This window comes from Nibrella viscosa (genome assembly GCF_039541875.1).
Classification (GTDB): Bacteria; Bacteroidota; Bacteroidia; order Cytophagales; family Spirosomataceae; genus Nibrella; species Nibrella viscosa.
On record NZ_BAABHB010000001.1, the window covers coordinates 475,659 to 498,160 of the forward strand.

At 52.4% G+C, this 22,502-nt stretch carries 22 protein-coding genes and 1 pseudogene; 8 read left to right on the forward strand and 15 right to left on the reverse strand.

Going from position 1 to position 22,502, the window contains the following annotated elements; all coding sequences use genetic code 11:
• Positions 1–12: 12 nt before the first annotated feature.
• Together ABD931_RS02000 and nudK are read right to left on the reverse strand one after the other, a co-directional pair.
• Entirely contained in the window at positions 13–399 is a 387-nt protein-coding gene (locus ABD931_RS02000; RefSeq protein WP_345263415.1) for a DUF4406 domain-containing protein, read from the reverse strand.
• The gene (gene nudK / locus ABD931_RS02005; protein ID WP_345263417.1) at positions 396–974 is read right to left on the reverse strand and encodes a GDP-mannose pyrophosphatase NudK; all 579 of its coding nucleotides are present in this window, start codon (positions 972–974) and stop codon (positions 396–398) included. The genes ABD931_RS02000 and nudK overlap by 4 nt, the downstream gene beginning before the upstream one ends.
• A 139-nt stretch (positions 975–1,113) precedes the next feature.
• On the opposite strand from nudK, the gene ABD931_RS02010 reads away from it, so the two are divergent.
• Positions 1,114–1,764, forward strand: coding sequence for an SDR family NAD(P)-dependent oxidoreductase (locus ABD931_RS02010; RefSeq protein ID WP_345263419.1), 651 nt, complete (start codon positions 1,114–1,116; stop codon positions 1,762–1,764).
• A gap of 70 nt (positions 1,765–1,834) precedes the next feature.
• Here the strand turns inward: ABD931_RS02010 and ABD931_RS02015 are convergent, their stop codons facing one another.
• On the reverse strand, positions 1,835–2,746 hold the full coding sequence (locus ABD931_RS02015) for a TspO/MBR family protein (protein ID WP_345263421.1): 912 nt from the start codon (positions 2,744–2,746) through the stop codon (positions 1,835–1,837).
• Positions 2,747–2,881: 135 nt separating this feature from the next.
• On the opposite strand from ABD931_RS02015, the gene ABD931_RS02020 reads away from it, so the two are divergent.
• Together ABD931_RS02020 and ABD931_RS02025 are read left to right on the forward strand one after the other, a co-directional pair.
• Positions 2,882–3,418, forward strand: coding sequence for a DUF4136 domain-containing protein (locus tag ABD931_RS02020; RefSeq protein WP_345263423.1), 537 nt, complete (start codon positions 2,882–2,884; stop codon positions 3,416–3,418).
• Between the two features lie 122 nt (positions 3,419–3,540).
• Positions 3,541–6,204, forward strand: coding sequence for a PAS domain-containing protein (locus ABD931_RS02025; RefSeq protein ID WP_345263425.1), 2,664 nt, complete (start codon positions 3,541–3,543; stop codon positions 6,202–6,204).
• A 150-nt stretch (positions 6,205–6,354) separates the two neighbouring features.
• On the opposite strand, the gene ABD931_RS02030 is transcribed toward ABD931_RS02025, so the two are convergent.
• From ABD931_RS02030 to pheS, 7 genes and pseudogenes are all read right to left on the reverse strand, one after another.
• Entirely contained in the window at positions 6,355–6,510 is a 156-nt protein-coding gene (locus ABD931_RS02030; RefSeq protein WP_345263427.1) for a DUF418 domain-containing protein, read from the reverse strand.
• Positions 6,511–6,568: 58 nt separating this feature from the next.
• Positions 6,569–6,637 (reverse strand): annotated as a pseudogene (locus ABD931_RS29215) (hypothetical protein); the annotation flags it as partial.
• Positions 6,638–6,782: 145 nt separating this feature from the next.
• Positions 6,783–7,766, reverse strand: coding sequence for an SDR family NAD(P)-dependent oxidoreductase (locus tag ABD931_RS02035; protein ID WP_345263428.1), 984 nt, complete (start codon positions 7,764–7,766; stop codon positions 6,783–6,785).
• Between the two features lie 193 nt (positions 7,767–7,959).
• The gene (locus ABD931_RS02040) at positions 7,960–9,315 is read right to left on the reverse strand and encodes a DUF937 domain-containing protein (RefSeq protein WP_345263430.1); all 1,356 of its coding nucleotides are present in this window, start codon (positions 9,313–9,315) and stop codon (positions 7,960–7,962) included.
• A 165-nt stretch (positions 9,316–9,480) separates the two neighbouring features.
• Complete coding sequence (xseB, locus tag ABD931_RS02045) at positions 9,481–9,672, reverse strand: exodeoxyribonuclease VII small subunit (protein ID WP_345263432.1); 192 nt, start codon at positions 9,670–9,672, stop codon at positions 9,481–9,483.
• A complete protein-coding gene (locus ABD931_RS02050; protein WP_345263434.1) occupies positions 9,669–10,877 on the reverse strand; it encodes an exodeoxyribonuclease VII large subunit in 1,209 nt (402 codons plus the stop codon). Before ABD931_RS02050 ends, xseB begins: the two co-directional genes overlap by 4 nt.
• A gap of 94 nt (positions 10,878–10,971) precedes the next feature.
• Positions 10,972–12,012 carry a phenylalanine--tRNA ligase subunit alpha gene (pheS, locus tag ABD931_RS02055; RefSeq protein ID WP_345263436.1) on the reverse strand — a complete coding sequence of 347 codons (1,041 nt, stop codon included), beginning with the start codon at positions 12,010–12,012 and terminating at the stop codon, positions 10,972–10,974.
• 320 nt (positions 12,013–12,332) lie between these two features.
• On the opposite strand from pheS, the gene ABD931_RS02060 reads away from it, so the two are divergent.
• Both ABD931_RS02060 and ABD931_RS02065 read left to right on the forward strand, forming a co-directional pair.
• Positions 12,333–12,764 (forward strand): LytR/AlgR family response regulator transcription factor, encoded by a 432-nt coding sequence (locus ABD931_RS02060; protein ID WP_345263438.1) that lies wholly within the window; start codon positions 12,333–12,335, stop codon positions 12,762–12,764.
• A 253-nt stretch (positions 12,765–13,017) separates the two neighbouring features.
• Positions 13,018–13,431, forward strand: a complete 414-nt coding sequence (locus ABD931_RS02065) for a LytR/AlgR family response regulator transcription factor (protein ID WP_345263440.1) — start codon at positions 13,018–13,020, stop codon at positions 13,429–13,431.
• A 147-nt stretch (positions 13,432–13,578) separates the two neighbouring features.
• Here ABD931_RS02065 and ABD931_RS02070 read toward each other — a convergent pair whose 3' ends face one another.
• Positions 13,579–14,280: a porin family protein gene (locus ABD931_RS02070; RefSeq protein WP_345263442.1), complete on the reverse strand. Its 702-nt coding sequence runs from the start codon at positions 14,278–14,280 to the stop codon at positions 13,579–13,581.
• 231 nt (positions 14,281–14,511) lie between these two features.
• On the opposite strand from ABD931_RS02070, the gene radA reads away from it, so the two are divergent.
• Positions 14,512–15,885, forward strand: coding sequence for a DNA repair protein RadA (gene radA, locus ABD931_RS02075; RefSeq protein WP_345263444.1), 1,374 nt, complete (start codon positions 14,512–14,514; stop codon positions 15,883–15,885).
• A 45-nt stretch (positions 15,886–15,930) separates the two neighbouring features.
• Here radA and ABD931_RS02080 read toward each other — a convergent pair whose 3' ends face one another.
• The 3 genes from ABD931_RS02080 to ABD931_RS02090 all read right to left on the reverse strand — a co-directional run bounded on the left by ABD931_RS02080 (position 15,931) and on the right by ABD931_RS02090 (position 18,414).
• Entirely contained in the window at positions 15,931–16,803 is an 873-nt protein-coding gene (locus ABD931_RS02080) for an AraC family transcriptional regulator (protein WP_345263446.1), read from the reverse strand.
• 488 nt (positions 16,804–17,291) lie between these two features.
• Positions 17,292–17,918, reverse strand: a complete 627-nt coding sequence (locus ABD931_RS02085) for a hypothetical protein (protein WP_345263448.1) — start codon at positions 17,916–17,918, stop codon at positions 17,292–17,294.
• Positions 17,872–18,414 carry an RNA methyltransferase gene (locus ABD931_RS02090; RefSeq protein WP_345263450.1) on the reverse strand — a complete coding sequence of 181 codons (543 nt, stop codon included), beginning with the start codon at positions 18,412–18,414 and terminating at the stop codon, positions 17,872–17,874. Before ABD931_RS02090 ends, ABD931_RS02085 begins: the two co-directional genes overlap by 47 nt.
• Before the next feature lie 254 nt (positions 18,415–18,668).
• Between ABD931_RS02090 and ABD931_RS02095 the strand changes: the two genes are divergently transcribed.
• Entirely contained in the window at positions 18,669–19,112 is a 444-nt protein-coding gene (locus tag ABD931_RS02095) for a nucleotidyltransferase (RefSeq protein ID WP_345263452.1), read from the forward strand.
• Positions 19,113–19,172: 60 nt separating this feature from the next.
• Here the strand turns inward: ABD931_RS02095 and ABD931_RS02100 are convergent, their stop codons facing one another.
• Positions 19,173–19,733 carry a PH domain-containing protein gene (locus tag ABD931_RS02100; RefSeq protein WP_345263454.1) on the reverse strand — a complete coding sequence of 187 codons (561 nt, stop codon included), beginning with the start codon at positions 19,731–19,733 and terminating at the stop codon, positions 19,173–19,175.
• Positions 19,734–19,827: 94 nt separating this feature from the next.
• Between ABD931_RS02100 and mutS the strand changes: the two genes are divergently transcribed.
• Positions 19,828–22,488 carry a DNA mismatch repair protein MutS gene (gene mutS / locus ABD931_RS02105; protein ID WP_345263456.1) on the forward strand — a complete coding sequence of 887 codons (2,661 nt, stop codon included), beginning with the start codon at positions 19,828–19,830 and terminating at the stop codon, positions 22,486–22,488.
• Positions 22,489–22,502: the final 14 nt, after the last annotated feature.

A 22,502-nucleotide genomic window follows, 5' to 3' on the forward strand; every position in this document is an offset into this window, starting at 1 on the left:
ATTTTATACGGGTTATATTTTCATGTCCAGCAGCGGCACTTCGTCCAGACTGCTGAAAATCAGTTTCCCCTGCGCACTGCCGATCCTCACCATTTCGTCGGCACCGCTGGAAACTCCGCCGACACGCAGCACCGCATCACAACGATTCAGAAGTTGAATGGCTACGGGGTGAAAAATCTGGGTAAAAATCTCGTCGCCGATGCCGGTTGAACCCGCTGTTTCAATCAGGGGTAAAGCAAACCACTCACCGAGTACGGGGAGGTGGCCTTTGCGGTAGACCTGGAGGGCAATTTCGTTCATCAGGTGTACATTGGCGGCAATTTTGGCCGGGTCATCGTTGGTGCCGGAGCGGTAGGGGCCGGCCACTAGGATCATCAGGGATGGGTTTGGCGGATTCATAGCAGGTTGTGGAGTTTGGCGTACTGGAGCAGCATAATGGTTTTGCCGTCTTTAATCTCGCCGGTTTTAATCATGGTAAGCGCCTGCTCAAACGGCAGTTCCAGCACGTCGATGTCTTCTTCCTCTTCCAGGCCACCACCGTCGTGTACCTGCATCTCCTTGGCGTATTCGGCCACAAAAAAGTAAAGCATTTCCGTGACGGAGCCTGGCGACATATAGGCTTCAAATACCTTGCGCACATCGGTAATCTTATACCCGGTTTCTTCTTCGGTTTCTTTCCGGATGCAGTCTTCCGGATTGTCTTTGTCGAGCAGGCCGGCGCAGGCTTCAATAAGCATCCCTGAGGTGTTGCCGTTTACGTAGGTCGGCATCCGGAACTGGCGCGTCAGGATCACGGTTTGGTGTTCTTTGTTGTAGAGGAGTATGGTGGCTCCGTTGCCCCGGTCGTAGGCTTCGCGGCTTTGGGTTTGCCAGACGCCGTTTTTCGTCTGGTAATCGAAGGTTACTTTGCGGAGGATGTACCAGTTGTCGGAGAGAATTTCGGTTTTTTGGATCTTAACGCGCTCGTTGGTCATTGTGCCAGTCGGAAAAAAGTGTGGTTCGGCACAATGTTAGTGAAATTCTCTTTGGCCGCTGTAAACCGGTTAGTATAAGGCAGGTAATCGACACCCTATACCGATGAATCTTTTTACCTTGCGCAAAAGTCACACAATCATGCAGATCACTATCATTGGGGCAGGGCCGGGCATTAGCCAGGCTGTTGCCAGACTATTTGGGCAAAAAGGCTATTCAGTAGCGCTGGTTGCCCGGAACGAGGATAAACTGAAGGAGCAGGTACAGGAACTGGAGGAGTTCGGTATCAAGGGCGTGTACGCCGTCGCTGATGTAGCAGACGAACCCTCCCTGACGACGGCACTGGGTCAGATTCAGGAGCAGTTAGGACCGGCTGATCTGGTGCTATACAATGCCGTAGCCGCCGGCAGACGGGATATACTGGACGAGGACTGGGAAAGCTTCCGGGCTGCGCTGGATGTGAACGTCGGCGGAGCCTTTACCCTGGTAAAGCAGATACTGCCAACCTATCTGAAAGAGAACAAAGGCAAGCTGTTTTTCACCGGTGGTGGACTGGCACTGTACCCGTCGCCCATGTTTACCGCTCTCAGCGTAGGCAAAGCCGGCCTTCGGGCTTTTGTACAGGCGCTGGCCCAACGGGTGAAGGGGACCAACGTGCATATCGCGACGGTTACCGTTTGTGGGATGGTTAACCCGCATGACCCCAAATACAACCCCGATGCCATTGCCAATCAGTTCTGGCAATTGTTTCAGCAGTCACCCGGTGAGTACCAGACGGAAATTGTTTACTGAAATAAAGAGCAAAAGAGCGAAAGAATGAAAAAGGCGAAGCCGCTCTTTCGCTCTTTCGCCTTTTAATCGATCACATCGCCGTTGCCGGTCCAACCTCCTTCATGCGCTCCCGCTTGATCTGCTGGGGTGTCGGATCGACCATCTCGAATTCGGCCCCTAAATCGTAGTTGTCGTCTTCTTCAATTACTCTTTTTCGCTTAAAGGTACCTTTGGGCAGGTATTTGACCAGAACGGCCAGCTTGGCGAGGGCTAATGCACCTGCTACGCCCGCCAGCAAATTATTTTTGCCGTATTGCTTCACCGCAATGCCGCTGAACCCGACCACAAAGGGTACCAGATACACCGGGTCGTTTAACCGGCGGGCGGCTACGTAACCCAGGCCGGCGGTAGCGGCCACCACGCCGGCGGCCAGTTCTTCATCCTGTTTTGGGCGTTTCCAGGTACCGGAGGCAATCAGCGTACCGGCACCGGCCACCATTGAAGCCACCGACAGCCAGCCCGCGTACAGGCTTACCGGAATGCGCAGATACTTCTCCGGCGGTGCTACGGGTGTTTTGCCGATTTCCAGCGCCTGGTGCAGCTTCAGAGCCGCCGGGAGCGTCAGGATGGTGACTACCTGCGAGCCAATCACGCTTTTCTGGTCCTGTCTGGAGAACAGATAGCCGAATGCCGCATTCAACCGGTAGCACAGCGCCAGCCACGGACGGGCCTTCACATATCGCTCATGGTTTCGGTTGGAAGGCAGTGCCTGGTGAACGGCCAGGCCGATGGAGCCGGCATAAATCGTCGGCCAGATGGTGTAAAATGCCCAGTCGGCCGGGGTGAGCAGGTTTTTGTCGACCAGCCGCCGGTATTTCGGCAAAATGTCCGAACGCATTTTGTTTTCTTTCCGCCGTTTATAGGCACCAAAGGCGTAGGTGGCCACAATACCGCCAATGACCGATGAGGCAGCACTAAACTGCCAGATAAGGTTCTTTTTCATACGCGAGTGATTTTTATGGGATAGTAGTATAACCAATTTGGCAGCATTTGGTCTGTGCGCGGGCGCTTTCTATCGAATTTTAACCCCGTTGCTTTCGTTATCCGGTTAAGAACAAAACAACAAATACCGATAAAAATGAGACAAACCGTTGTAATGCTATTGCTGCTGCTGGTCGGCTGTTCGCCGTTCCGGATCGTGCGGAATCAGGCAGACCCGGCCGCCCAATGGTCGGAGTACCGTACCTTTGCCTTTGTGGATACCAACCGCATCGCCGGCGCACCGGGCGCAACCTATCAGATTGCCGTCGATATGATTAAACAGGCCGTAGCTTCCGAAATGCGGGAGCGGGGTTTTCAACCGTCGACCAACAACCCTGATTTACTGGTTAACCTGGGCGTAGTCGTACAGGAAAAGACCCAAACCCGGCAGACGACCATTCAGGAGGCTCCGCTGTACATTGGACAGCGCCGGTATCACTGGCAGAGCCGGGAGGTGCCGGTAGGGACCTATGAGGAGGGAACCATCAACATACATGTAGTTGACGCCCAGCGGAATGCTCTGCTCTGGGATGCCGCCGTGGCCAGTGTGATCAACCGGCGCAGCGCCGACCCGGCCCGGATTGGCGAGGCTGTAGACCGCCTGTTTCAGAAGTTTCCGGCACCCCGGCCGTAACCTGGCCGGCAGTTCAGTGGGGCGATTCGGTAAATATTCAGTTGATTTCATTCGGTAAGCCGCTTTTACTACTACATTCGGGAAAAAGTCAGACAGGTATGGATACCGTCACTCATTCACCAATGTATGTACAGCATATTCTGGATAGTACCCTCAACGGCATTACTGTTTATGAAGCTGTGCGTGATCGGGACGGAACTATTGTCGATTACCGGATTGCGCTCATAAACCAGGCGGCTGCCAATGTGAGCGGCCGGTCTGTAGAGGAGTTGACAGGGCAACGGCTTTTTAACGAATACCCGCGCCTGCGGGGAACACGGGTACCCCAACGGTATGAAGAGGTAATTACAACAGGTATCCCGCAGCGCTTTGAATTTGAATACCGGCTCTCGCATCTGCCCGAACCGAGTTGGTTTGATATGTCGGTTGTCAGGCAGGACGATGGGGTGGTGGTGAGTTTTGTTGATATTACAGCCACAAAGAAAGCGGTTGCTTATGTGGAGCAGCAGGCTACTCTCCTGGATAAAGTATTTGCCAATTCCGCCAACGGCATTATCGTGTACGATGCCGTGCGGAATGAACAAGGCCAGATCGTTGATTTCCGGGTTCGTTTGTGCAATCAGTTTGCGCAGCGGATTAACGGGTATAGCCTGCCGCTGGAGCCGGGTCGCTTACTCACCGAGTTGTATCCGCAGACCCGGGAGGAGGGGCTTTTTGGCCGGTATATTCACCTGGTAGAAACAGGAGAGCCGTTTACCACCGAATTCTTTTATGCGCATTCCGGGCATTGGCTGCATTATTCAGCCGTAAAGCTGGACGATGGCCTGCTGCTGTCTTTCTCCCTGATTACCGAGCAGAAGCGGCTGGAGCAGCAGGTGCGGCAGGAGGCTCAGTTTTCGCAGGGATTGCTGGATGGCTCTATGGCCTGTATCACCTCGCTGGTGCCCTTGTACGACGATCACGGCGTCATTCTTGATTTTGTGTATACGGCCGTAAACCAGGCCGCCATGGTGCTGGAGGGCTTGCCGGCCGAGCAGATGATTGGCCGGCGTATTACGCAGTTGTTTCCCGGCGTGGTAACGTCCGGCTTGTTTGCCCATTACAAACAGGTATACGAAACCGGCGAAACCCAGCGGTTTGAAAGCTACTACGACGCCGACGGCTACACGGGCTGGCTGGATATGTCGGTGATCCGGAAAGAAAACAGCCTGATTCTGACGTATCTGGATATTACGGCAACTAAAGAAACGCAGGAAGCTCTGCTGGAAACTGCCGAATCGCTGAAAGGTGTGCTGGACGGGGCCCCCAGCGCCATGCTGCTGCTGGATACCATTCGGGATGAGCAGGACACCATCACCGATTTTCGGATACAGACTCTTAATCAGGCCGGGGCTGATATGTGTGCCATGCCTATCGATGCCGTTAAAGGAAGGCCTCTTTCTCAGGTATTTGCCAAATACCGGGAGAAAGGCTTGTTCGACCGCTTGTTTCAGGTTACGGAAACGGGCCGGCCGCAACGGTTCGAAAGTTATTACGATACAGATAGGGGACGTTTCTGGCTGGATGTGTCGGCGGTGAAGCGGGGCGATGGCGTGGTGATGAGCCTGCTGGATATTTCGCACCTGAAACAGGCCCAGATGCAGGTAGAACGGCAGGCTAAACTGCTCCGCTCGGTACTCGATAGTTCCCCCAATCTCATTATTGGCTTTGATGCCGTGCGGGATAGTGCCGGTAACATAGCCGATTTTCGGTACATTGTTCAAAACGAGCAGGCCCGGCGCTCGGTACCCCGCACCGAGGATGAAGTTATTGGCCACACCATGCTTGACTATTTCCCGTCCGTAAAGCATAACGGCCTTTTTGATATGTACGTGCGGGTAGTGGAGACCGGCCAGCCCGAAAAACTGGAACTCTACCACGATACTGACGGCCTGACCGGCTGGTTTGAAGTGTCGGCCGTTAAGCGCGACGATGGTATTGTGCTGACCCTGCTTGACAAAACCGAAGCCTATCAGGCCGAACAGCAGCGGAAAGAGCTGGTGGCGGCTCTTCAGCGCTCCAACCAGAGCCTGGAGCAATTTGCCTATGTGGCGTCGCACGACCTGCAGGAGCCGCTGCGCAAAATAGAATCGTTCGGGGATGTGCTGACCGCCCAGTATCAGGAGCGGCTGGACGAAAACGGTACGGATCTGGTCCGGCGGATGCAGCAGGCCGCCCGGCGAATGTCGGCGCTGATTCGGGATTTACTCACTTACTCCCGGCTGACCACCCAGCGGCAGGATTTTCAGGCCGTAGCCCTTAACTTTCTGCTGGAAGACGTACTAACCGACCTGGAAGTAACCGTGCAGGAAAAGCAGGCTCTGGTGGAGTTCGACACTCTGCCGACGGTATGGGGCAATCCCAGCCAGCTCAGGCAACTGCTGCAGAACCTGTTAAGCAACGCCCTGAAATTTACCAGGCCGCAGGTGCAGCCGCGCATTCGGGTAGAAGGAAAACTGGCCAGAGGAGCAGAAGCCCGGGATCTTACCGGATTACTACCCGGTCAGCAGTACGGTATCATTCAGGTAAGGGATAATGGTATTGGCTTCGACGAAAAATACAAAGAGCGGATTTTTGGGCCTTTCCAGCGTCTGCACGGCCGCAGCCAGTATCCGGGCACCGGCATCGGACTGGCTATCGTTCAGAAGGTAATCGATAACCATAAGGGAATCATTGACGTGTATAGTCAGGTAGGTGAGGGAACTACGTTTGTGGTGGCCTTGCCGGCGGATACCAGTCCGGAATAAAACAAAAAGCGGAGCCAGAAACTCCGCCTTTTAGGCCACTTCGAAACCCAATTTAACCTGTTATCGATATCTCCTTTTCCAGATGCTGTAAAGATGGCCGGTTTTGGAACCGGTTTCTATGATGAGGCTTACCTGCCGGATTGATTTTAATCAGTTCGGCAGCGATATGAATCGCCGGTAAGCGTGCCCCACGGCCGGTTGCCGCGTCATCGGCTGTAGTTTGCCGTACGTGGCCGAGCGCCAGAGCCACTCCAGCGGCCCGTAGCGGAAGTCCGACAGCCACCATTGGCTGATATAAACCTGCAACCAGAAAAACAGGGAATGTAATCAACGCTCCCATCCAGGCATCTGCCTTGCCCAGCAACCTCAGCCCGTAGCTCATAAATCGCAGCGCGCCTATACCAGTCTGCAACACATAACTGGTGAGGGCCATTTTTCCGACTTAGGCCAGCGACGCTACTGCCCATTGCCAGAAGCGTCGCTGAAACAGCAGACACGAGTGTTAATAGTTGATTTTCAGAATAAACGGGAAGAGGAGAAAGGCATAAAAAAACCGCCCGACGGCGGTTTCAGGTAAGTTAGTTCAGGGAGGGCGTCAGCGCATTGGTCAGTGACTTTAGCTTTTCCTTGTAACGTCGCTTTTCGTACCAATTGGCATTAGTATAGGAAGCCGTCAGGAAGATGCCGGCGGCCAGCACTACCGTAGCAAGACCGAGACCTATAGCGAGAGGGGTTAGAGATTCATGCTCTTCATCCGCTTCCTCCTCATAGCCTTTCTCATTCATCATGTTGCGCATAGCCTCCGATACAACCGTATCCGGTAAAACGTGGCTCATAGCCACCTGCATTTTATTCTTGAAGCCCGATACCACCTTGTCTTTGCCCTGCATCAGCGCATCGTAGCCGTCTTTGGCAACCTTGGCCGGATCGGCCAGATCTGAATCGGTAACTTTGGCGTTCTGCGCCCCGGCTTTGTTGAAAAAATCGGTAGCGGTAGCACCGGGCATCAGGGCCGTCACCGTAATTTGTGTATCCTTGAGTTCGTTGCGGAGGGCTTCGGCAAAGGAGTAGATAAAGGACTTAGTGGCCCCGTATACGGCCATCAGCGGATTTGGAATAGCCGATACAACCGACGCCAGCATCAGAATTTTTCCTTCGTTCCGGGTTACCATCTCCTTCAGATATAATTTGGTCAGGTGAACCAGGGAGGTGGCATTGAGCTGAATAATGCCCAGTTCCTTCTGTAAATCCGTTTCGGTCGCAAACTTGCCGTATTCGCCCATCCCGGCATTGTTAACCAACACATCTACGGTAATGCCCTGCTGTCTGGTTTGCTGGTAAATCTCTTCGGGGGCATTCGTCTCCATCAGGTCTTTGGCAATAGTTGTCGCCCTGATGTTATATTGCTGCTCAAAATCCGTGGCTACTCTCCGCAGACTGTCTTCCTGACGGGCCACCAGCACCAGGTTGTATCCGTCCTGCGCAAAAAGCCTCGCGAGTTCAAGGCCAATACCGCTGGTTGCCCCGGTAATCAGGGCCGTTTTTCCGGTCTGTGATTCCATAACGTTCTTGTTAAAGTCGCTTGTTAAAAGTCGCTTTTGCCGGGGGTGTGTTTCACCACTGGCTCTTTCTCCAACAGTAAAGCACAGATAGTACAAAAATGTTTTCGGGCAGGATAGCCAGGGCCTGCGTTCTTTTAACAGCAAAAGCCCACGCTGACCAGCGTGGGCTTTTGCTGTTAAAAGAACATGAGGGTTATTTCAAAACCACCCGCAGGTCGATCTTGCGCATCGTTGGCCGGCGTACGGCGGTAGAATCGCCAGGGGTTACTACAACGCCGGTACCTTTACCAACTGCATCGACCCGGTTATTATCGATGCCTGCATTCAGTAACAGTTGCTTAATGGCATACGCCCGCTTCCGGGACAAATCCATGTTAGTCAGGCCGGCACTCCCCGCTGATGCATCATTGGCATACCCCACCAGTTGAATCTGGGCGTTTGGATAGGCTCGCATGATTGTGACTAGTTCCGTAACGACTCCCTGCGACGCGGGCGTCAGGTCGACTGTACCTGGCTGGAACGCTACGGCCGGAATGGTAAATACCCGTCCTTTGGGAGCCTCCGGATTGCCCAGATACGGTGTCAGCTGAGCCGACAATGGACCTCTGGCGGCTGTTGTGCTGACTGCCGGTGTTACGCCCGCACCGGCACGGACCGGCGTGGTACCCGGGGCGGGCGGCACGGCCAGCGACCGGGCTACCGTATCGGCTTTGATGGTATCGCTGGAGAGGGTAGAGGTACCACTGACCTCTTCACTGCCGTCGGAATACCGTTCCGTATTTTGCCAGATATAGTATCCACCACCCGCCACAACCAGCAGCAGCAGAATACCGACGCCCCACTTTGCCAGTGAGCCGCCATTATCACCCGACTCCGTCTCCGGCTCAAAAGTAACCGCCGTTGGAATTGTCCGGGTTGTGGCCGTTGATCGGGTTGTGGCGGTACGCGCGGTAGCAGCCACCTGATTGACGCGTTTGGCGGGCGCTGCGGCTCCGGCCATAATCTGATGCAGGCTGAGTTTCTCAATCAGTTGGGGCAGCAGTTCTTCCGGAATGGCGTTGACAAACGAATCCCGCTGATCGAACAGGTAAGCCGCCAGCCCGTCGGCGTCCAGATTTTTCTCTTTTACGTGACGCCCCAATACATCCAGCACAATAGCGGTAACCAGGCCAAGCAGAGAGATTGCAGAGGAGTTGCGGATATTAGCGTATCGCGACACCATGTTGCCAATCGAACTTTTCATGGCCGGCAACAGGTGGCTGATGTCGTCGTTACCCGTTGTGATAATGGCGTGAGTTTGAGCCGCGTCTTTCAGGGTCGTGTTCAGATTGGCAACCAGCGTACCGTCGTAATGACCGCGTTTGATCTTATTGTAGAGCTGATCTACACCAATTTCCGTGGTGGTTCGTTTCAACAGACCGCCGAAGACCACATACACCTGGGCTTCGGTGGCTTTGTGGGCTTTTTCGTTCGGCTCGTCAACGTATAAAGCGATTCTTGACGCTATTTCCGGACTGAGTACGTCGTTTATTGTGTTAAAGAAATTCATTGTAAGTAGGGAATCATCAATGTTCGGTACAACACTCGCTCACGAAACCGTTTCCGCATCTGTTGCGCCTGACAATACGCTGGGGCTTTTGTCTATGTCTTACGGGTAGTGACGCTATAAAATTAGGCAGGATTACCACATCCGGCAAAACAAATGAATTATAATTTATCGCTTCGGCATTTTTTCCATGATCTCCTGGTACTCGCCTTCTACAGCCCGTAATCGCTCCTGGCAGAAGGTGACAAGTTCCGTAGCCCGGCGGATTTTGGCCGGTAGTTCGTCTAGTGGTACTTCTTCGTTTTCTATCTCTTCAACGAGAATCAGTAACTGATCGTATGCTTCCTGATAGGTTATCATGCGTTTGTTTCAATATCGGTTACGGTGGCGGTAATCAGACCATCAACTAGTTGAATCGCTACGGGGTCGCCGGCTGTCAGTGCAGACGCTTTGGTTTGCACCCGGCCATGGCGGAGCAGCAGGGCATACCCGCGCCGAAGAACATTAGACGGATCGAGGTGGCGGATGGTCACAGCTTTCTCCGTTAGTTCGGTATGCCGGTTGCGCAGGTAGTTATGGCCGACAAACCGCAGCCGCTCGGTGGCTATATCCAGATGCTCACGGGCCGATAGCAGGGCGTCGCGGGCGGCCGCAGCCAGCCGGTCACGCAGGCGCAGGCAGGATTCCTCGAAACTGCGGTTATGGTCAATGAGCCAGGCAGCGGCCTTGGTGGGTGTTTTTACGCTCCGGTGGCAGAGCATATCGGTGATGCTGACGTTACGTTCGTGACCGATACCGGTTATGATGGGTACGTTATACCCGGCAACAGCCTGGCCGAGCAGGTAGGTATCAAACGAGCCGAAATCGAGCTGGGAGCCGCCACCCCGCACCATCACTACGGCATCGTAGTGTACTCCGCTGCCGCTGATTTTCTCCAACTGCCCCACAATGGCCCGCTCAGCTCCCTGACCCTGCACCTGACACAGGTATTCATCGACGGTGAAGCGGTAGCCAAAGATAGTATGCTGCAGTTCGTGGCGAAAATCACGCAAACCATCGGAACCGGGCGCGGCAATCAGGGCTACCCGCTGAATAACGGGCGGGCAGGGGAGTACCTGATTGGCGGTGATGTATTCGCCGTTTTCCAGCCAGACCCGGTCCGGGTGGTCACGTACGAGGGCATCCAGCGTAGCCTGCCGCTCCTGTTCCAGATTGCCCCGCGTATACGAGTGGTCAATTCGCAGAATCTCCAGCCGTAGTCCATATACGGGGTTGAAGGCGACGGAAACGAGCAGCAGCAGCTTGATATTCCGGGCAAAGGCAACCTGGGTGGCCGCTTCAAACTGTTCGATAATATGGTAGTTTTTCCGCCAGATACAGGCTTCCAGCTTCGCCAGCGTATCACGGCCGCTGCGCTCCACCAGCGTCAGAAAACAGTAACCCCGGTCGGGATAGTTCTTAATGTCGCTGGTTTCGGCAAAGACCCAAAACGCCTTCTGCCCAAAGGCATCCTCCATCAGGGCTTGTATGGTAAACGCAAGATCGGAAAGGCGGATGGGGGACATGAGGAATTGAGTGATAGAGTGATTGAATGATTGAGTGGTGATTTGCCGGTCAGTATTTCATTCAATCATTCAACCACTCAATCACTCATTAATTTTAAAGTCCTTCAAACTGGCGCAGGAAACGAACGTCGTTTTCGGTGAAGAGCCGGAGGTCACGGACCTGGTATTTCAGCATCGTAATGCGCTCGATACCCATTCCGAAGGCGAAGCCGGTAAACTCGTCCGGATCGATGCCGCAGTTGGCAAGCACCTGGGGATCTACCATGCCGGAGCCGGCAATTTCGACCCAGCCCGTTTGTTTGCAGACGTTGCAGCCTTCGCCTTTACAGATCAGGCAGGAAATGTCAATCTCGGCGCTTGGCTCCGTAAACGGGAAATACGACGGGCGGAAGCGGATTTTGGTGTCCTTCCCGAACATCTCTTTCACAAAGTAATACAGCGTATCTTTCAAATCTTTAAAACCCACGTTCCGATCCACGTATAGCCCTTCAACCTGGTGGAACAGGCAGTGCGCCCGGGCCGATATAGCTTCGTTGCGGTATACGCGGCCGGGCATTATGGAACGCAGGGGAGGTTTTTGCCGCTCCATCAGCCGAATCTGCACGTTGGAGGTATGCGTACGCAGGAGTATGTCTATCTCGGATCCTTCACTCTTTTTTTCAATAAAGAACGTATCCTGCATCTCCCGCGCCGGGTGATTGTCGGGGAAGTTCAGCGCCCCGAAATTATACCAGTCCGTTTCTATTTCCGGACCATCGGCTACATTGAACCCCATTCGTTCAAAGATCCGAATAATGCGCTGGCGGGTAATGCTTAGCGGATGCTGGGTACCCGTCAGATTAGGTGTTGATGGCAGGGTCAGATCAACAGCAGGGCCGGCTGCGGAGGCCGACGCCTGTTCTTCCAGCAGCTGGGTATAAGACTGGAAGCGTTCGAGGGCAAAGTTCTTGAGGCCGTTCAGTTCCTGCCCCACAGCCCGGCGGTCTTCCTGGGGTATGGCCTTAAGGCTTTCAAACAATTCGGTGATGATGCCCTTGCGGCTGACAAACCGCAGCCGGAATTGTTCAAGCTGGTCTTTGGTATCAACCGTATAGTGTTCAATCTCCCGATACAATTCTTTTACTTTCTCCAGCATATACGCCAATAAAAACGTGTCACTACTGTGGGCAAAGATACGGAAAAGTTTTTTGCCGCATTGGACGGATTACTGCGCAAATTGACCAGGGCTGCTTCAGGAAATCAGGTAAAAATAGTATCTGTCCTTTCCGCCACATCAGGAAGCAGTTATAAAGTATTGTAAAAACATATTTTGTATTAGGGTGATAAAGGTCTGATTGTTGCTGTTAAGAATTGTAGAAAAGCTGCCACACACACTACAAAACTAGTCGGCGTGGCTTACGCAAGTTATTGATAGTCACATTAAATCGTTCAAACACTAACCTCGCTCAATTTGCTATGAAAACGACGACCAGTGAATCCATTTTCGACCACATGTCTATGCCATTCCACAAAAGTGTGGAAAAAGATTCCAGTTCCTCATGTCTCCAGAAGCTCTTGATTCCGTTTTATGATCGTAAACGCACCGTGGCAGTAGACGAAATTGTTCGGTTGGAAGGATCTGGTAATTACACTAACTTCTTCCTGAAAGATGGAACAAAAATGCTGGTGTCTCGTACCTTAAAAGAGTATGAAACCCTGCTCGACGGTCAGGCTTTTGTTCGGGTCCATAAGTCGTGCATTGTGAATCTTGGCTATGTGCGGAAGTTCTACGTCAAGAAAGAGGGTGAACTGGAACTGATGGACGGCCAGCAGGTGAAAATATCCCGTCGGCGGGCACAGACGTTCATCGATCGTATTCGGGAGTTCCAGCCGGCAGCCCTGAGTTGATTTTTGGGAAATCTCCCGTAAAATCAGACGTAGGAAGCCGCAAGATTGCACTACGTAGTTTTACGTATTCCAACGGGTAGATTCACCTGAAGTATAGTACAGGATTTTTAGATAACGGCCTGATTTACAATCGAAAGGTTAGTTAACCGATGATTGTGGATCAGGCCGTGATTTTACGCGGGCAACCGGAATACAGTAGATTTGTAGTGTTTCTGTCACACCAAAACGTCACACTCAAACACTACTCATACTCATGGAAGCCAACCTCCTCACCCCGGCTACGCCAATTGTTCCTGCCTTTCCGGCTACGTATCAGCGTGGCCTTCAACGAATCGCCCTGCCTTACCTGAACCGGACCATTATGGTTGCGGTTGATGAAATTATGTGCCTGGAAGGTGAAGGTAATTATACCTTTATCTTTACCCGCGACCGCAAACGGTTTCTGGTATCAAAAACGCTGAAAGAATTTGAAAAGCTGTTAGACGATCTGCTGTTTGTCCGGATTCACAAATCATACATGGTAAATCTGGCGTATGTGGAGTTTGGCGCATCAACAAAAGACCGGATTATCCGGCTGACCGATGGACGGGAAGTTACTATTTCGCGCCGGCGAATGAAAGACATTGCCTCGCTGCTGAACGGCTATATGCAACGTACAATAAACTGACGAAGCGGATGCTGACCTGCGAATATACGCAGGCGACAAAGTCTCCCGAAACACCTTCCTCGAAACTATTTAGTGGGTTAATTGAACGGACAACCGTTGCCACTCATCCGTCGGGTAGTTGGCAACGGTTTGTTTTTACGCCCTTACCTAGAACAGCCGGTACGCCAGCGTAACCTGCCACGACTTCAGCTTCTGGTTAAACTGGGTTGAATTACCGGTCGTTCCCAGATTAACGGCGGCAACGTCGGAAATACTGCCTTCCCGCCGGACATCTACCCCTAGTTTCCCTAGATCCAGACCTACTCCCAGTTGATACCCATAATAGGCTTTGGCCCATGCGTTGTTCAGGGTGCCGGTGGTGTAATCACGCAGTGCATCCTGCAGCCGCCGGTTATCATCAATCCGGAACGAAACAATAGGGCCGGCAACTACGCGCAGAGGACCACCTTTTAGCCCTAGTAGTATCGGCACATCAAAACTCGATACGCTGACGTTTATGGTAGACGGTTGCCCCTCCCGGATGATGTCGAAGGTACCGCTTTTGCGGGAATACAGCAGTTCGGGCTGCAGGTACAGATTACGGCCGAACCGGGTATAAACGCCGAAAACGCTCCCGGTACGGCTGTCGAAGCTCTCGCGGAGATTATCCCGGATTTCCTGACCATTTACACTCAGGGCTGGTGAACCATTGGCGTTCAGCCGGGTTGTAACAAACTCCCCAAACGTTAGCCGCGACAGGTTGACTCCTCCTTTGATGCCGATACTAAATCCAGACTGCGCCTTTGAGACCGAAGGCAGGAAAGCTAGCGCTGCGGCCGCCAGCGCAAACGAAACAATAGTCTTTTTCATGTTTGGTTGACATTGAAATGGATATTGATTTACTAACGAACAGCGTGCCTGAACGATACATATAAGCCAACTTTTTTAGAGAAAGTAGCGTTTGTACATTAGGGTCGTTTGGCTCCTCTACCTATTAAAATGGCTTATTAAAATGGCTTAGCTGCTGCTGTTTGGATGCTTCGACCGCTAAGACAGCTCAGCGTTTAATTACCCCCATCGGATTTTCGAAATTTCTTTTTAATGGCTAAAATCAAAACCACCTATTTCTGCCAGAACTGTGGCTATCACGCCCCAAAATGGTTGGGCCGTTGCCCCTCTTGTGGGGAGTGGAATACCTTTGTTGAAGAAGTGATTCAAAAAGAGGAGCCGGATCGCGGTAGCTGGCGGAGCAGTACCGTTACCAAAACGGCTCCCAAGCCTAAGGCCATTCACGCCATCAATTTTGAAGAACAGGCCCGGCTGCGCACGCCCGACGATGAGCTGAACCGCGTTCTCGGCGGAGGCATTGTACCGGGGTCTCTCGTGCTGATCGGGGGTGAACCGGGCATTGGTAAATCAACACTGATGCTACAGATTGCGCTGGGGTTGCCGGGGCAGCGGGTATTGTACGTTTCCGGGGAGGAAAGTGAGCAGCAGATCAAGATGCGGGCCGAGCGCCTGCCGGTACCCACCAGCGACTGCTTCGTACTGACGGAGACCTCCACGCAGAATATCTTCCGCACCATTGAGCATTTTGAACCCGAAGTGCTCATCATCGATTCTATCCAGACCATGCAGTCGTCGATGGTTGAATCGGGTGCGGGCAGTGTGTCGCAGGTACGCGAGTGTACGGCCGAGCTGATGAAGTTTGCCAAAGAAAGCGGCACGCCGGTGTTTATGATCGGGCATATCACCAAAGAAGGCTCCCTGGCCGGCCCGAAGGTGCTGGAGCATATGGTGGATACGGTGGTGACCTTTGAAGGTGACCGACACAACACCTACCGGATATTACGCACTACCAAAAATCGCTTCGGCAGCACCTCCGAACTGGGCATTTACGAAATGTTGGGTACTGGGCTGCGGCAGGTAACCAATCCGTCGGAGATCCTGATCTCGCAGCGGGAGGAGACCCTGAGCGGCATCGCCATTGGCTCTATGCTGGAGGGAAACCGGCCATTGATGATCGAGATTCAGTCGCTGGTGAGTATTGCAAACTACGGTACACCCCAGCGGAGCAGTACCGGCTACGACAACAAGCGACTACAGATGCTACTTGCCGTGCTGGAAAAACGCGGTGGCTTCCGGCTGGGGCAGCAGGATGTTTTTCTGAATGTAGCCGGCGGCCTGAAGGTCGAAGATCCGGCCATTGACCTGGCGGTTTGCGCGGCTATTGTGTCGTCGTACGAGGACATTTCCATTTCTCCCTCAATAGCCTTTGCGGCTGAGGTGGGGCTGGGTGGTGAAGTGCGGGCCGTCAACCGCATCGACTCCCGCATTTCAGAGGCCGAAAAGCTGGGCTTTAAACAAATCTACATCTCCAAATACAACACCAAAGGTTTGGACCTGAACGGCTACCGAATCGGCATCAAACCCGTTGCGAAGCTGGACGAGGTGTTTCAGGGAGTTTTAATTTAGTTTAAAATGGTGGTAATGTGGCGGAGCAACCTTAATCCTCAAACTTCAAACCCCCCGGTAGGAGCGCACGTACTGGGAAGGCGTTTGGCCGGTAATGTCTTTAAACTGCCGGTTGAAGTTGGATAAGGTTCGGTAGCCGCTCTCGTAGCTGACCTGCGTTACGCTGAGTTTGCCGTCCATCAGCAGTTTGCAGGCATGACCAATGCGAACTTCCGTAACAAACTCTGAGAAGGTTTTATTGGCGCGGGTCTTGAAATAGCGGCAGAAGGCCGAGGGAGTCATATCGGCCAGATCGGCTACCGTGTTCAGGCTGATCTCGTCCTGAAAATGCCCCAGCACATAATCGTGCACCATCTGAATCCGGTCGGTTTCGGAGGGTTTCACGGTATTGGTATATCCCAGGCTGGTGATGAACCGGTAGTCGTGCGTTTGCGACAGATGGTCCAGCAGGCTTAGTAATGTCATGACCCGCTGAAAACCGACGGGTTGTTCGGCCAGCCGGTGCAGGTAACTGGCCGCACTGGAGCGGGTGGAATTCCGCCATTCAAGGCCCCGGCGCGTATGCTCCAGGAGCTGCCGCATGGGTGTCATCTCCTGGCGGAGGAAAAATTCATTGCCTAAAAAATCTTCCGTAAAATACACCACAATGCCCCGTGCCTGCAAGCCAGACTGCCGTTCAAAATAAGCCTGATCGCTTCGCCACAGGTGCGGCAGGTTAGGGCCTAAAAAGACCAGATCGCCTTCCGTAAACGGCCGGATAGAATCGCCGATGAAGCGGGTTCCCGTACCCTCCACTACCAGAAATAACTGGAAGTGCGGATGAAAGTGCCAGTTTGGATCGAAATACGGGTCGCAGAGTTCTTTGACAATGAAGGAGGACCCAACTGGTTCAAGGTCTTTTCGCAGGGCATTACGCATATACTTACCAGCTTTTGGGGCTGTTTGGCTTAATTATAAGTAAAATTGTCAAAATAAAATAATGATTAGTTAAAAAAAGCTTAGAACCTTCAAAACTTACTATTTATCTTCGTATAATAAATTTGAGATTTTTTAAAAGAATTTCCTTTTTTGGCAGGTGACTATTTGTCTTCTGATTATCCTAAACCCTCTACGGGCCACTGTTTATGGCAGTGGCCTTGTTTTTAGCCGTTGCGATAGGCAGATTTGTGAGTACATTAGCCGCTATTGATCAACGTATTCCTGTTCTTATGCGTGCTGATCAACTCCTAACGCTATGATATATCGTTTACTTGTTTGTCTGGGACTGATGGTGTTACTGGTTAATTGCCGGAGACAGCCGGCTAGTACACCGAGGGATTTTGAAGGCCGCCCCCGGATTTCTTCGGCAGATATAAAAAAGCCCGTTCAAAACGGGCTTTTCAGGGTTGCGTAGCCGTTTATCCGGATTAGTCGGCGGTTGTCGTTTCCGATTTGGTAGGAGTGCCGTTACCGTTTGCTGATGATTTGTCGGCCGAAGACGTATTCTGCGGCCTGGCGGCTGTTTTGGACGTGCTGCGTCGGTTTGTTGCTGAAGTAGTTGATTTGGCAGCCCGGTTACCGGATGACTGTTTAGGGGCCGATGTTTCTGTTTTGGCAGCAGCCGCTGGTTTGGTTTCCTGTTCGATGGTTGCTTTTTCTTTAGCCGCCGACTTTGTGCTTTTATCCGCTTTAATTTGATTGTTCTCTTGTTTTTTAGCGGCTTTTTGGGTCTTCTTTTCCACCTTTTTCTCGGCTTTTGCCGACTGCTTTTTCTTCTTCTTTTCTTCTTTGCCGAAAATACTCAGAATTTCATCGGCCAGGCGGCTCGCCGATTTAGTAATTGCTTTTTTTACCTTTTTAGACTGTTCACCCGCTTCGCTTAACTTTGCTTCAATCGTACCGGCAATTTCGGCAGTAAGCGACTTTTTTTTGGCCTTCATAATCGTGTTGGTTTGAGAGAAAAAAAATCTACAAAGGAATACAAAAAAAGAAGGAGAATCAAAAAGCCTATGGTAAGCTTTTGTTACGTTTTGCCAGATAATCCCAGCAAACAATACCGGCGCTGACGGCGATGTTCAGGGAGTGTTTTGTCCCGAACTGGGGGATTTCCAGCACCACATCGGCTTGTTCAACAAGGGTCTGATTAACTCCGGTTACCTCGTTGCCGAACACAAACGCATAGCGGCAATGCGGATCAGGCTGAAAGGTATCGAGGCTCACACTCCCTTCGGCCTGCTCCACGGCGGCAATGATCCAGCCAGTCTGCTTCAATTCTTGTGCCAGGGTTTCCACATTGGGGGCATATGCCCAGCTTACCGATTCCGTGGCTCCGAGGGCGGTTTTGGTAATATCACGGTGGGGGGGCGTGCCGGTAATTCCGCAAAGATAAACCTTTTCGGCCCGGAAGGCATCGGCGGTGCGAAACACCGAGCCCACGTTGTTGAGACTCCGAACATTGTCCAAAATCAGGCAAAACGGGTATTTGGGGGCTTCTTTAAACTGATCGACCGACAGGCGGTTTAATTCCTCAAGACTTACTTTTCTTGGCATTTCTGAATAACTTGGTCCATAGGGTAATTTTCCGCCCAAAACTGCGTAAAATATCGGTACCTATGGTGCCGGTAAGTTATTTTAACAGGCGATGAGCTATATCCGCAAATCAGCTACACCATCCGATATTCATCAGTATGATAAAGAATACTGGTGGTCAAAAACACCTCAGGAGCGGCTCGACGCAGCCTTAGAATTAATTCTTTATGCTAAGGCCCTGTACAGGGCTAATCCGAACAATCCCCCGCTGACTGATGGAAATCGAATACTTAAACTTCGTTCGCCTGCTGAACGAGGAAGGCGTTAGGTATGTTGTTTTGGGCGGCCATGCCGTTATTGCGCATGGCTACCTGCGGACGACGGGCGACGTTGACATTTTTATTGCTGCCGACCAGGAGAATGCCAGACGATTGTTGCGGGTCATGGAGCGATATGGGTATACCAATGGTGAATTTGAAGAGTCTGACTTCACCCGTATACCAAGTTATCTATCATTCAGCCGTTATGATGGTTATATTGATCTGATGAATTTTACGCCTGGAATTACGTTCGATGATTGTTTCCGCAACCATCTTGAATTAACGCTTCAGGGTGTTGCGGTGAAATTCATCAGCTTACCTGATCTTATCCGAAATAAGAAGGCAGTCGGGCGCCCACAGGATTTGCGGGACATCGAGAATCTTCCTGAAGTCGATTAAGGAGGAAAGTTTGTTCTGCCATACAACCTAACCTATCCGCAGATGACCAAATCCCTGGTGTTACAACGGTTTACCCTGCTCGATAGTCTGAGCCAGTAGTCGTTCAATAGCGCGTAGGGAATCCCGAATTTCAGAAAGTAAAGCCTGCTCGGTGACATTAGTTGCCTGCGTTTGCCCATACCGGGTCGACATTAGCCTCTGCCGCTGTTCGATGATGCGGTTCCGGAAAGTCTGGGCATCCATAATCCCGATGAGCTGCATATCATGTGCTTGTCCCTGACTTTGGCCCGCCGTTTCGAACTTCAGAATACAGAGATCAAAGTATTTCAGCAGCGGCCCTTCCACAAATGTAACATCCTGAATGTTTTCGAGCGGAATGGTCTTCTCCGTCTGCACAATAATGCCTTTTTTGAAACGGAGCGACCGCTCCGATAGCTCACACTCCAGCAACTGGAAATAGTGGCGGCTCCACCATTGACCTACTCCTAGCAGCCAGATCGGCAGTAGCACAATCCCGACCACTGAGATAAGCATGAAGAAGGCCACGTACAGCAGCAGATACGATCGGATGAGGGGGTTAAATGACGCTTTCAGCAGAACGGAATTGGAGGACGTTTCCACAGGTTTGTAAATGGATTTAGGGCTTAACGACGGGAAAAATAAGGCAAATCGCCTGAAAAACGATATATTTGTTAAAATATACCTGCTTCTTTTTGTGAATACGTCCACTAAAGAAAAGCCTTTGAAGAAGGGTGCCGAAACGCCCCTGAACCGGCAATATAACCAGATTAAAGCAAAATATCCCGGCGCCATGCTGCTGTTCCGGGTGGGTGACTTCTATGAAACCTTCGGCGAGGATGCCGTGAAAGCCAGTAAGATACTGGGCATTGTGCTTACCAAACGCAACAATGGCGGCACCGGCGAAACGGAACTGGCCGGCTTCCCGCACCACTCTCTGGATACCTACCTGCCCAAGCTCGTCCGCGCCGGCGAACGGGTAGCTATATGCGACCAACTGGAAGACCCGGCTATGGCCAAGGGAATCGTGCGCCGGGGCGTAACCGAACTGGTGACACCGGGGGTTTCCTTTAACGATAATGTTCTGGATACCCGGCGTAACAATTACCTGGCCGCCATTCATTTTGCCAAAGACGATCAGTTTGGCGTAGCCTTCCTGGATGTTTCAACGGGTGAATTTCTGACGGCGCAGGGCAATGCGGCTTATGTCGATAAACTGCTGCAGAGCTTCAACCCGTCGGAGGTGCTGTATTGCAAGCGCAACCGGCAGGAGTTTACGGCCCTGTTCGGAAGCTCCGCGTCCGGCGATAAATTTCATACCTACTCGCTCGAAGACTGGGCGTTTACCTATGATTTTGGCTACAACTTCCTGAAACAGCATTTCCAGACTACTTCGCTGAAAGGCTTCGGCATTGAAGGGATGCCCGAGGGCATCATCGCGGCCGGCGTTATTCTGCACTACCTCAACGAAACTGAGCATAAAGACCTCCAGCATATTTCGCGCATCACGCGGCTGGAAGAGGACCGCTACGTCTGGCTCGACCGCTTCACCATCCGGAACCTCGAACTGGTGGCGTCGTCGCAGGAGGGGGGCGTACCGCTGATCCAGATCCTGGACCAATCGGTAACGCCGATGGGGGCCCGGCTGATGCGTAAGTGGCTGATGCTGCCGCTCAAGGAAAAATCGCTGATTGAGGAGCGGCTGAATATGGTGGATCTGCTGAAAGATGATGCGGATATGCTGGATACGCTGGTGCAGCACCTGAAGCAGATCGGCGACCTCGAACGCCTGATCTCCAAGGTAGCCGTCCGCCGGATCAGTCCCCGTGAAATGGTTCAGCTCAAGAAATCGCTGCAGCACATTCTGCCCGTGAAGGAAATGCTGCTGACAGCCCTTAGCCAGAAACCCGACTCGCCCTCGCTGCGTAAGTACGCCGATCAGTTGAACCCTGTTACCTTTCTGCTCGACCGCATCGAGAGCGAACTGCGCGACGATCCGCCGGCCCTGTCAAACCAGGGGGGCATGATCAAGAGCGGAATTAATACCGAGCTGGACGAACTGCACGCCATTGCGTATACGGGCAAGGATTATCTGGTGCAGCTCCAGAACCGGGAAATTCAGCAAACAGGTATTTCGTCGCTGAAGGTGGCCTACAACAAAGTGTTCGGCTACTACCTCGAAGTGACCAACGCCCATAAAGACCGCGTGCCGGCCGACTGGATCCGGAAGCAGACGCTGGTAAATGCCGAGCGCTACGTGACGCCGGAACTGAAGGAGTACGAAGAAAAGATCCTGAACGCCGAAGAGCAGATTTTCAGCATCGAAGCCCGGATGTTCAATGAGCTGGTGCTGGCGGCCGGTGAGTATGTGGGGGCCATTCAGCAGAACGCCCGCGTGGTGTCGATTCTGGATGTGCTGTCGTCCTTTGCGCGGATTGCTATCAAAAACAAATATGTGCGGCCGGACATTACCGACAGCAAAGTGCTGAACATAAAGGATGGACGGCATCCGGTCATAGAGCAGCAACTGCCGCCCGGGGAGCCGTATATACCCAACGATATTCACCTGGACGATGAGACGCAGCAGATCATCATCATCACCGGGCCTAACATGGCCGGAAAGTCGGCGCTGCTGCGGCAAACGGCCCTGATCGTGCTGATGGCGCAGTCGGGCAGTTTTGTGCCGGCTTCGTCGGCGGAGATCGGGCTGATCGACAAAATTTTTACGCGGGTCGGGGCTTCCGACAATCTCTCGCGGGGCGAGTCGACGTTCATGGTCGAAATGACCGAGACGGCCAGCATCCTGAACAACCTCAGCGACCGGAGTCTGGTACTGATGGACGAAATTGGCCGGGGGACCAGCACCTACGATGGGGTATCCATTGCCTGGTCTATTGCCGAGTTTTTGCACGAACATCCGCAGGCGCGGGCCAAAACGCTGTTTGCTACCCATTACCACGAACTAAATGACCTGGCCAATGATTTTCCGCGCATCAAGAACTACAATGTGGCGGTAAAGGAGGTCGGCAATAAGGTGATCTTCGTCCGTAAGCTTAAAGAGGGCGGCAGCGAGCACAGCTTTGGTATCCACGTTGCTCAGATGGCCGGTATGCCGCCCGGTATCGTGAGTCGGGCCAGCGAGATCATGCACAAACTGGAGTCGTCGTCGATTCGCGAGACCAATAAAGAGAAGATCCGCGAGGCACCCCGCCAGAGCGAACTGGCCCTGAAAATCCTGGAAGTTGGAGATCCAAGAGCAGAAGCGATTAAAGAAAAATTGCGAAATATCGACGTAAACCGGCTAACCCCGATTGAAGCATTGCTCAAGTTGAATGAATTAATGAAATTGGCGGAATAAACCCTAAATCCAAA

Bases quoted from the DNA above. Each gene is read 5' to 3' on its own strand.
- ABD931_RS02040 (WP_345263430.1), bottom strand. From the start codon at position 9,315: ATGAATTTCTTTAACACAATAAACGACGTACTCAGTCCGGAAATAGCG.
- ABD931_RS02065 (WP_345263440.1), top strand. From the start codon at position 13,018: ATGGAAGCCAACCTCCTCACCCCGGCTACGCCAATTGTTCCTGCCTTT.
- ABD931_RS02035 (WP_345263428.1), bottom strand. From the start codon at position 7,766: ATGGAATCACAGACCGGAAAAACGGCCCTGATTACCGGGGCAACCAGC.
- xseB (WP_345263432.1), bottom strand. From the start codon at position 9,672: ATGATAACCTATCAGGAAGCATACGATCAGTTACTGATTCTCGTTGAA.
- ABD931_RS02060 (WP_345263438.1), top strand. From the start codon at position 12,333: ATGAAAACGACGACCAGTGAATCCATTTTCGACCACATGTCTATGCCA.
- ABD931_RS02010 (WP_345263419.1), top strand. From the start codon at position 1,114: ATGCAGATCACTATCATTGGGGCAGGGCCGGGCATTAGCCAGGCTGTT.
- ABD931_RS02095 (WP_345263452.1), top strand. From the start codon at position 18,669: ATGGAAATCGAATACTTAAACTTCGTTCGCCTGCTGAACGAGGAAGGC.
- ABD931_RS02000 (WP_345263415.1), bottom strand. From the start codon at position 399: ATGAATCCGCCAAACCCATCCCTGATGATCCTAGTGGCCGGCCCCTAC.
- ABD931_RS02050 (WP_345263434.1), bottom strand. From the start codon at position 10,877: ATGTCCCCCATCCGCCTTTCCGATCTTGCGTTTACCATACAAGCCCTG.
- pheS (WP_345263436.1), bottom strand. From the start codon at position 12,012: ATGCTGGAGAAAGTAAAAGAATTGTATCGGGAGATTGAACACTATACG.
- ABD931_RS02015 (WP_345263421.1), bottom strand. From the start codon at position 2,746: ATGAAAAAGAACCTTATCTGGCAGTTTAGTGCTGCCTCATCGGTCATT.
- ABD931_RS02070 (WP_345263442.1), bottom strand. From the start codon at position 14,280: ATGAAAAAGACTATTGTTTCGTTTGCGCTGGCGGCCGCAGCGCTAGCT.
- radA (WP_345263444.1), top strand. From the start codon at position 14,512: ATGGCTAAAATCAAAACCACCTATTTCTGCCAGAACTGTGGCTATCAC.
- ABD931_RS02020 (WP_345263423.1), top strand. From the start codon at position 2,882: ATGAGACAAACCGTTGTAATGCTATTGCTGCTGCTGGTCGGCTGTTCG.
- ABD931_RS02080 (WP_345263446.1), bottom strand. From the start codon at position 16,803: ATGCGTAATGCCCTGCGAAAAGACCTTGAACCAGTTGGGTCCTCCTTC.
- nudK (WP_345263417.1), bottom strand. From the start codon at position 974: ATGACCAACGAGCGCGTTAAGATCCAAAAAACCGAAATTCTCTCCGAC.
- ABD931_RS02090 (WP_345263450.1), bottom strand. From the start codon at position 18,414: ATGCCAAGAAAAGTAAGTCTTGAGGAATTAAACCGCCTGTCGGTCGAT.
- ABD931_RS02025 (WP_345263425.1), top strand. From the start codon at position 3,541: ATGTATGTACAGCATATTCTGGATAGTACCCTCAACGGCATTACTGTT.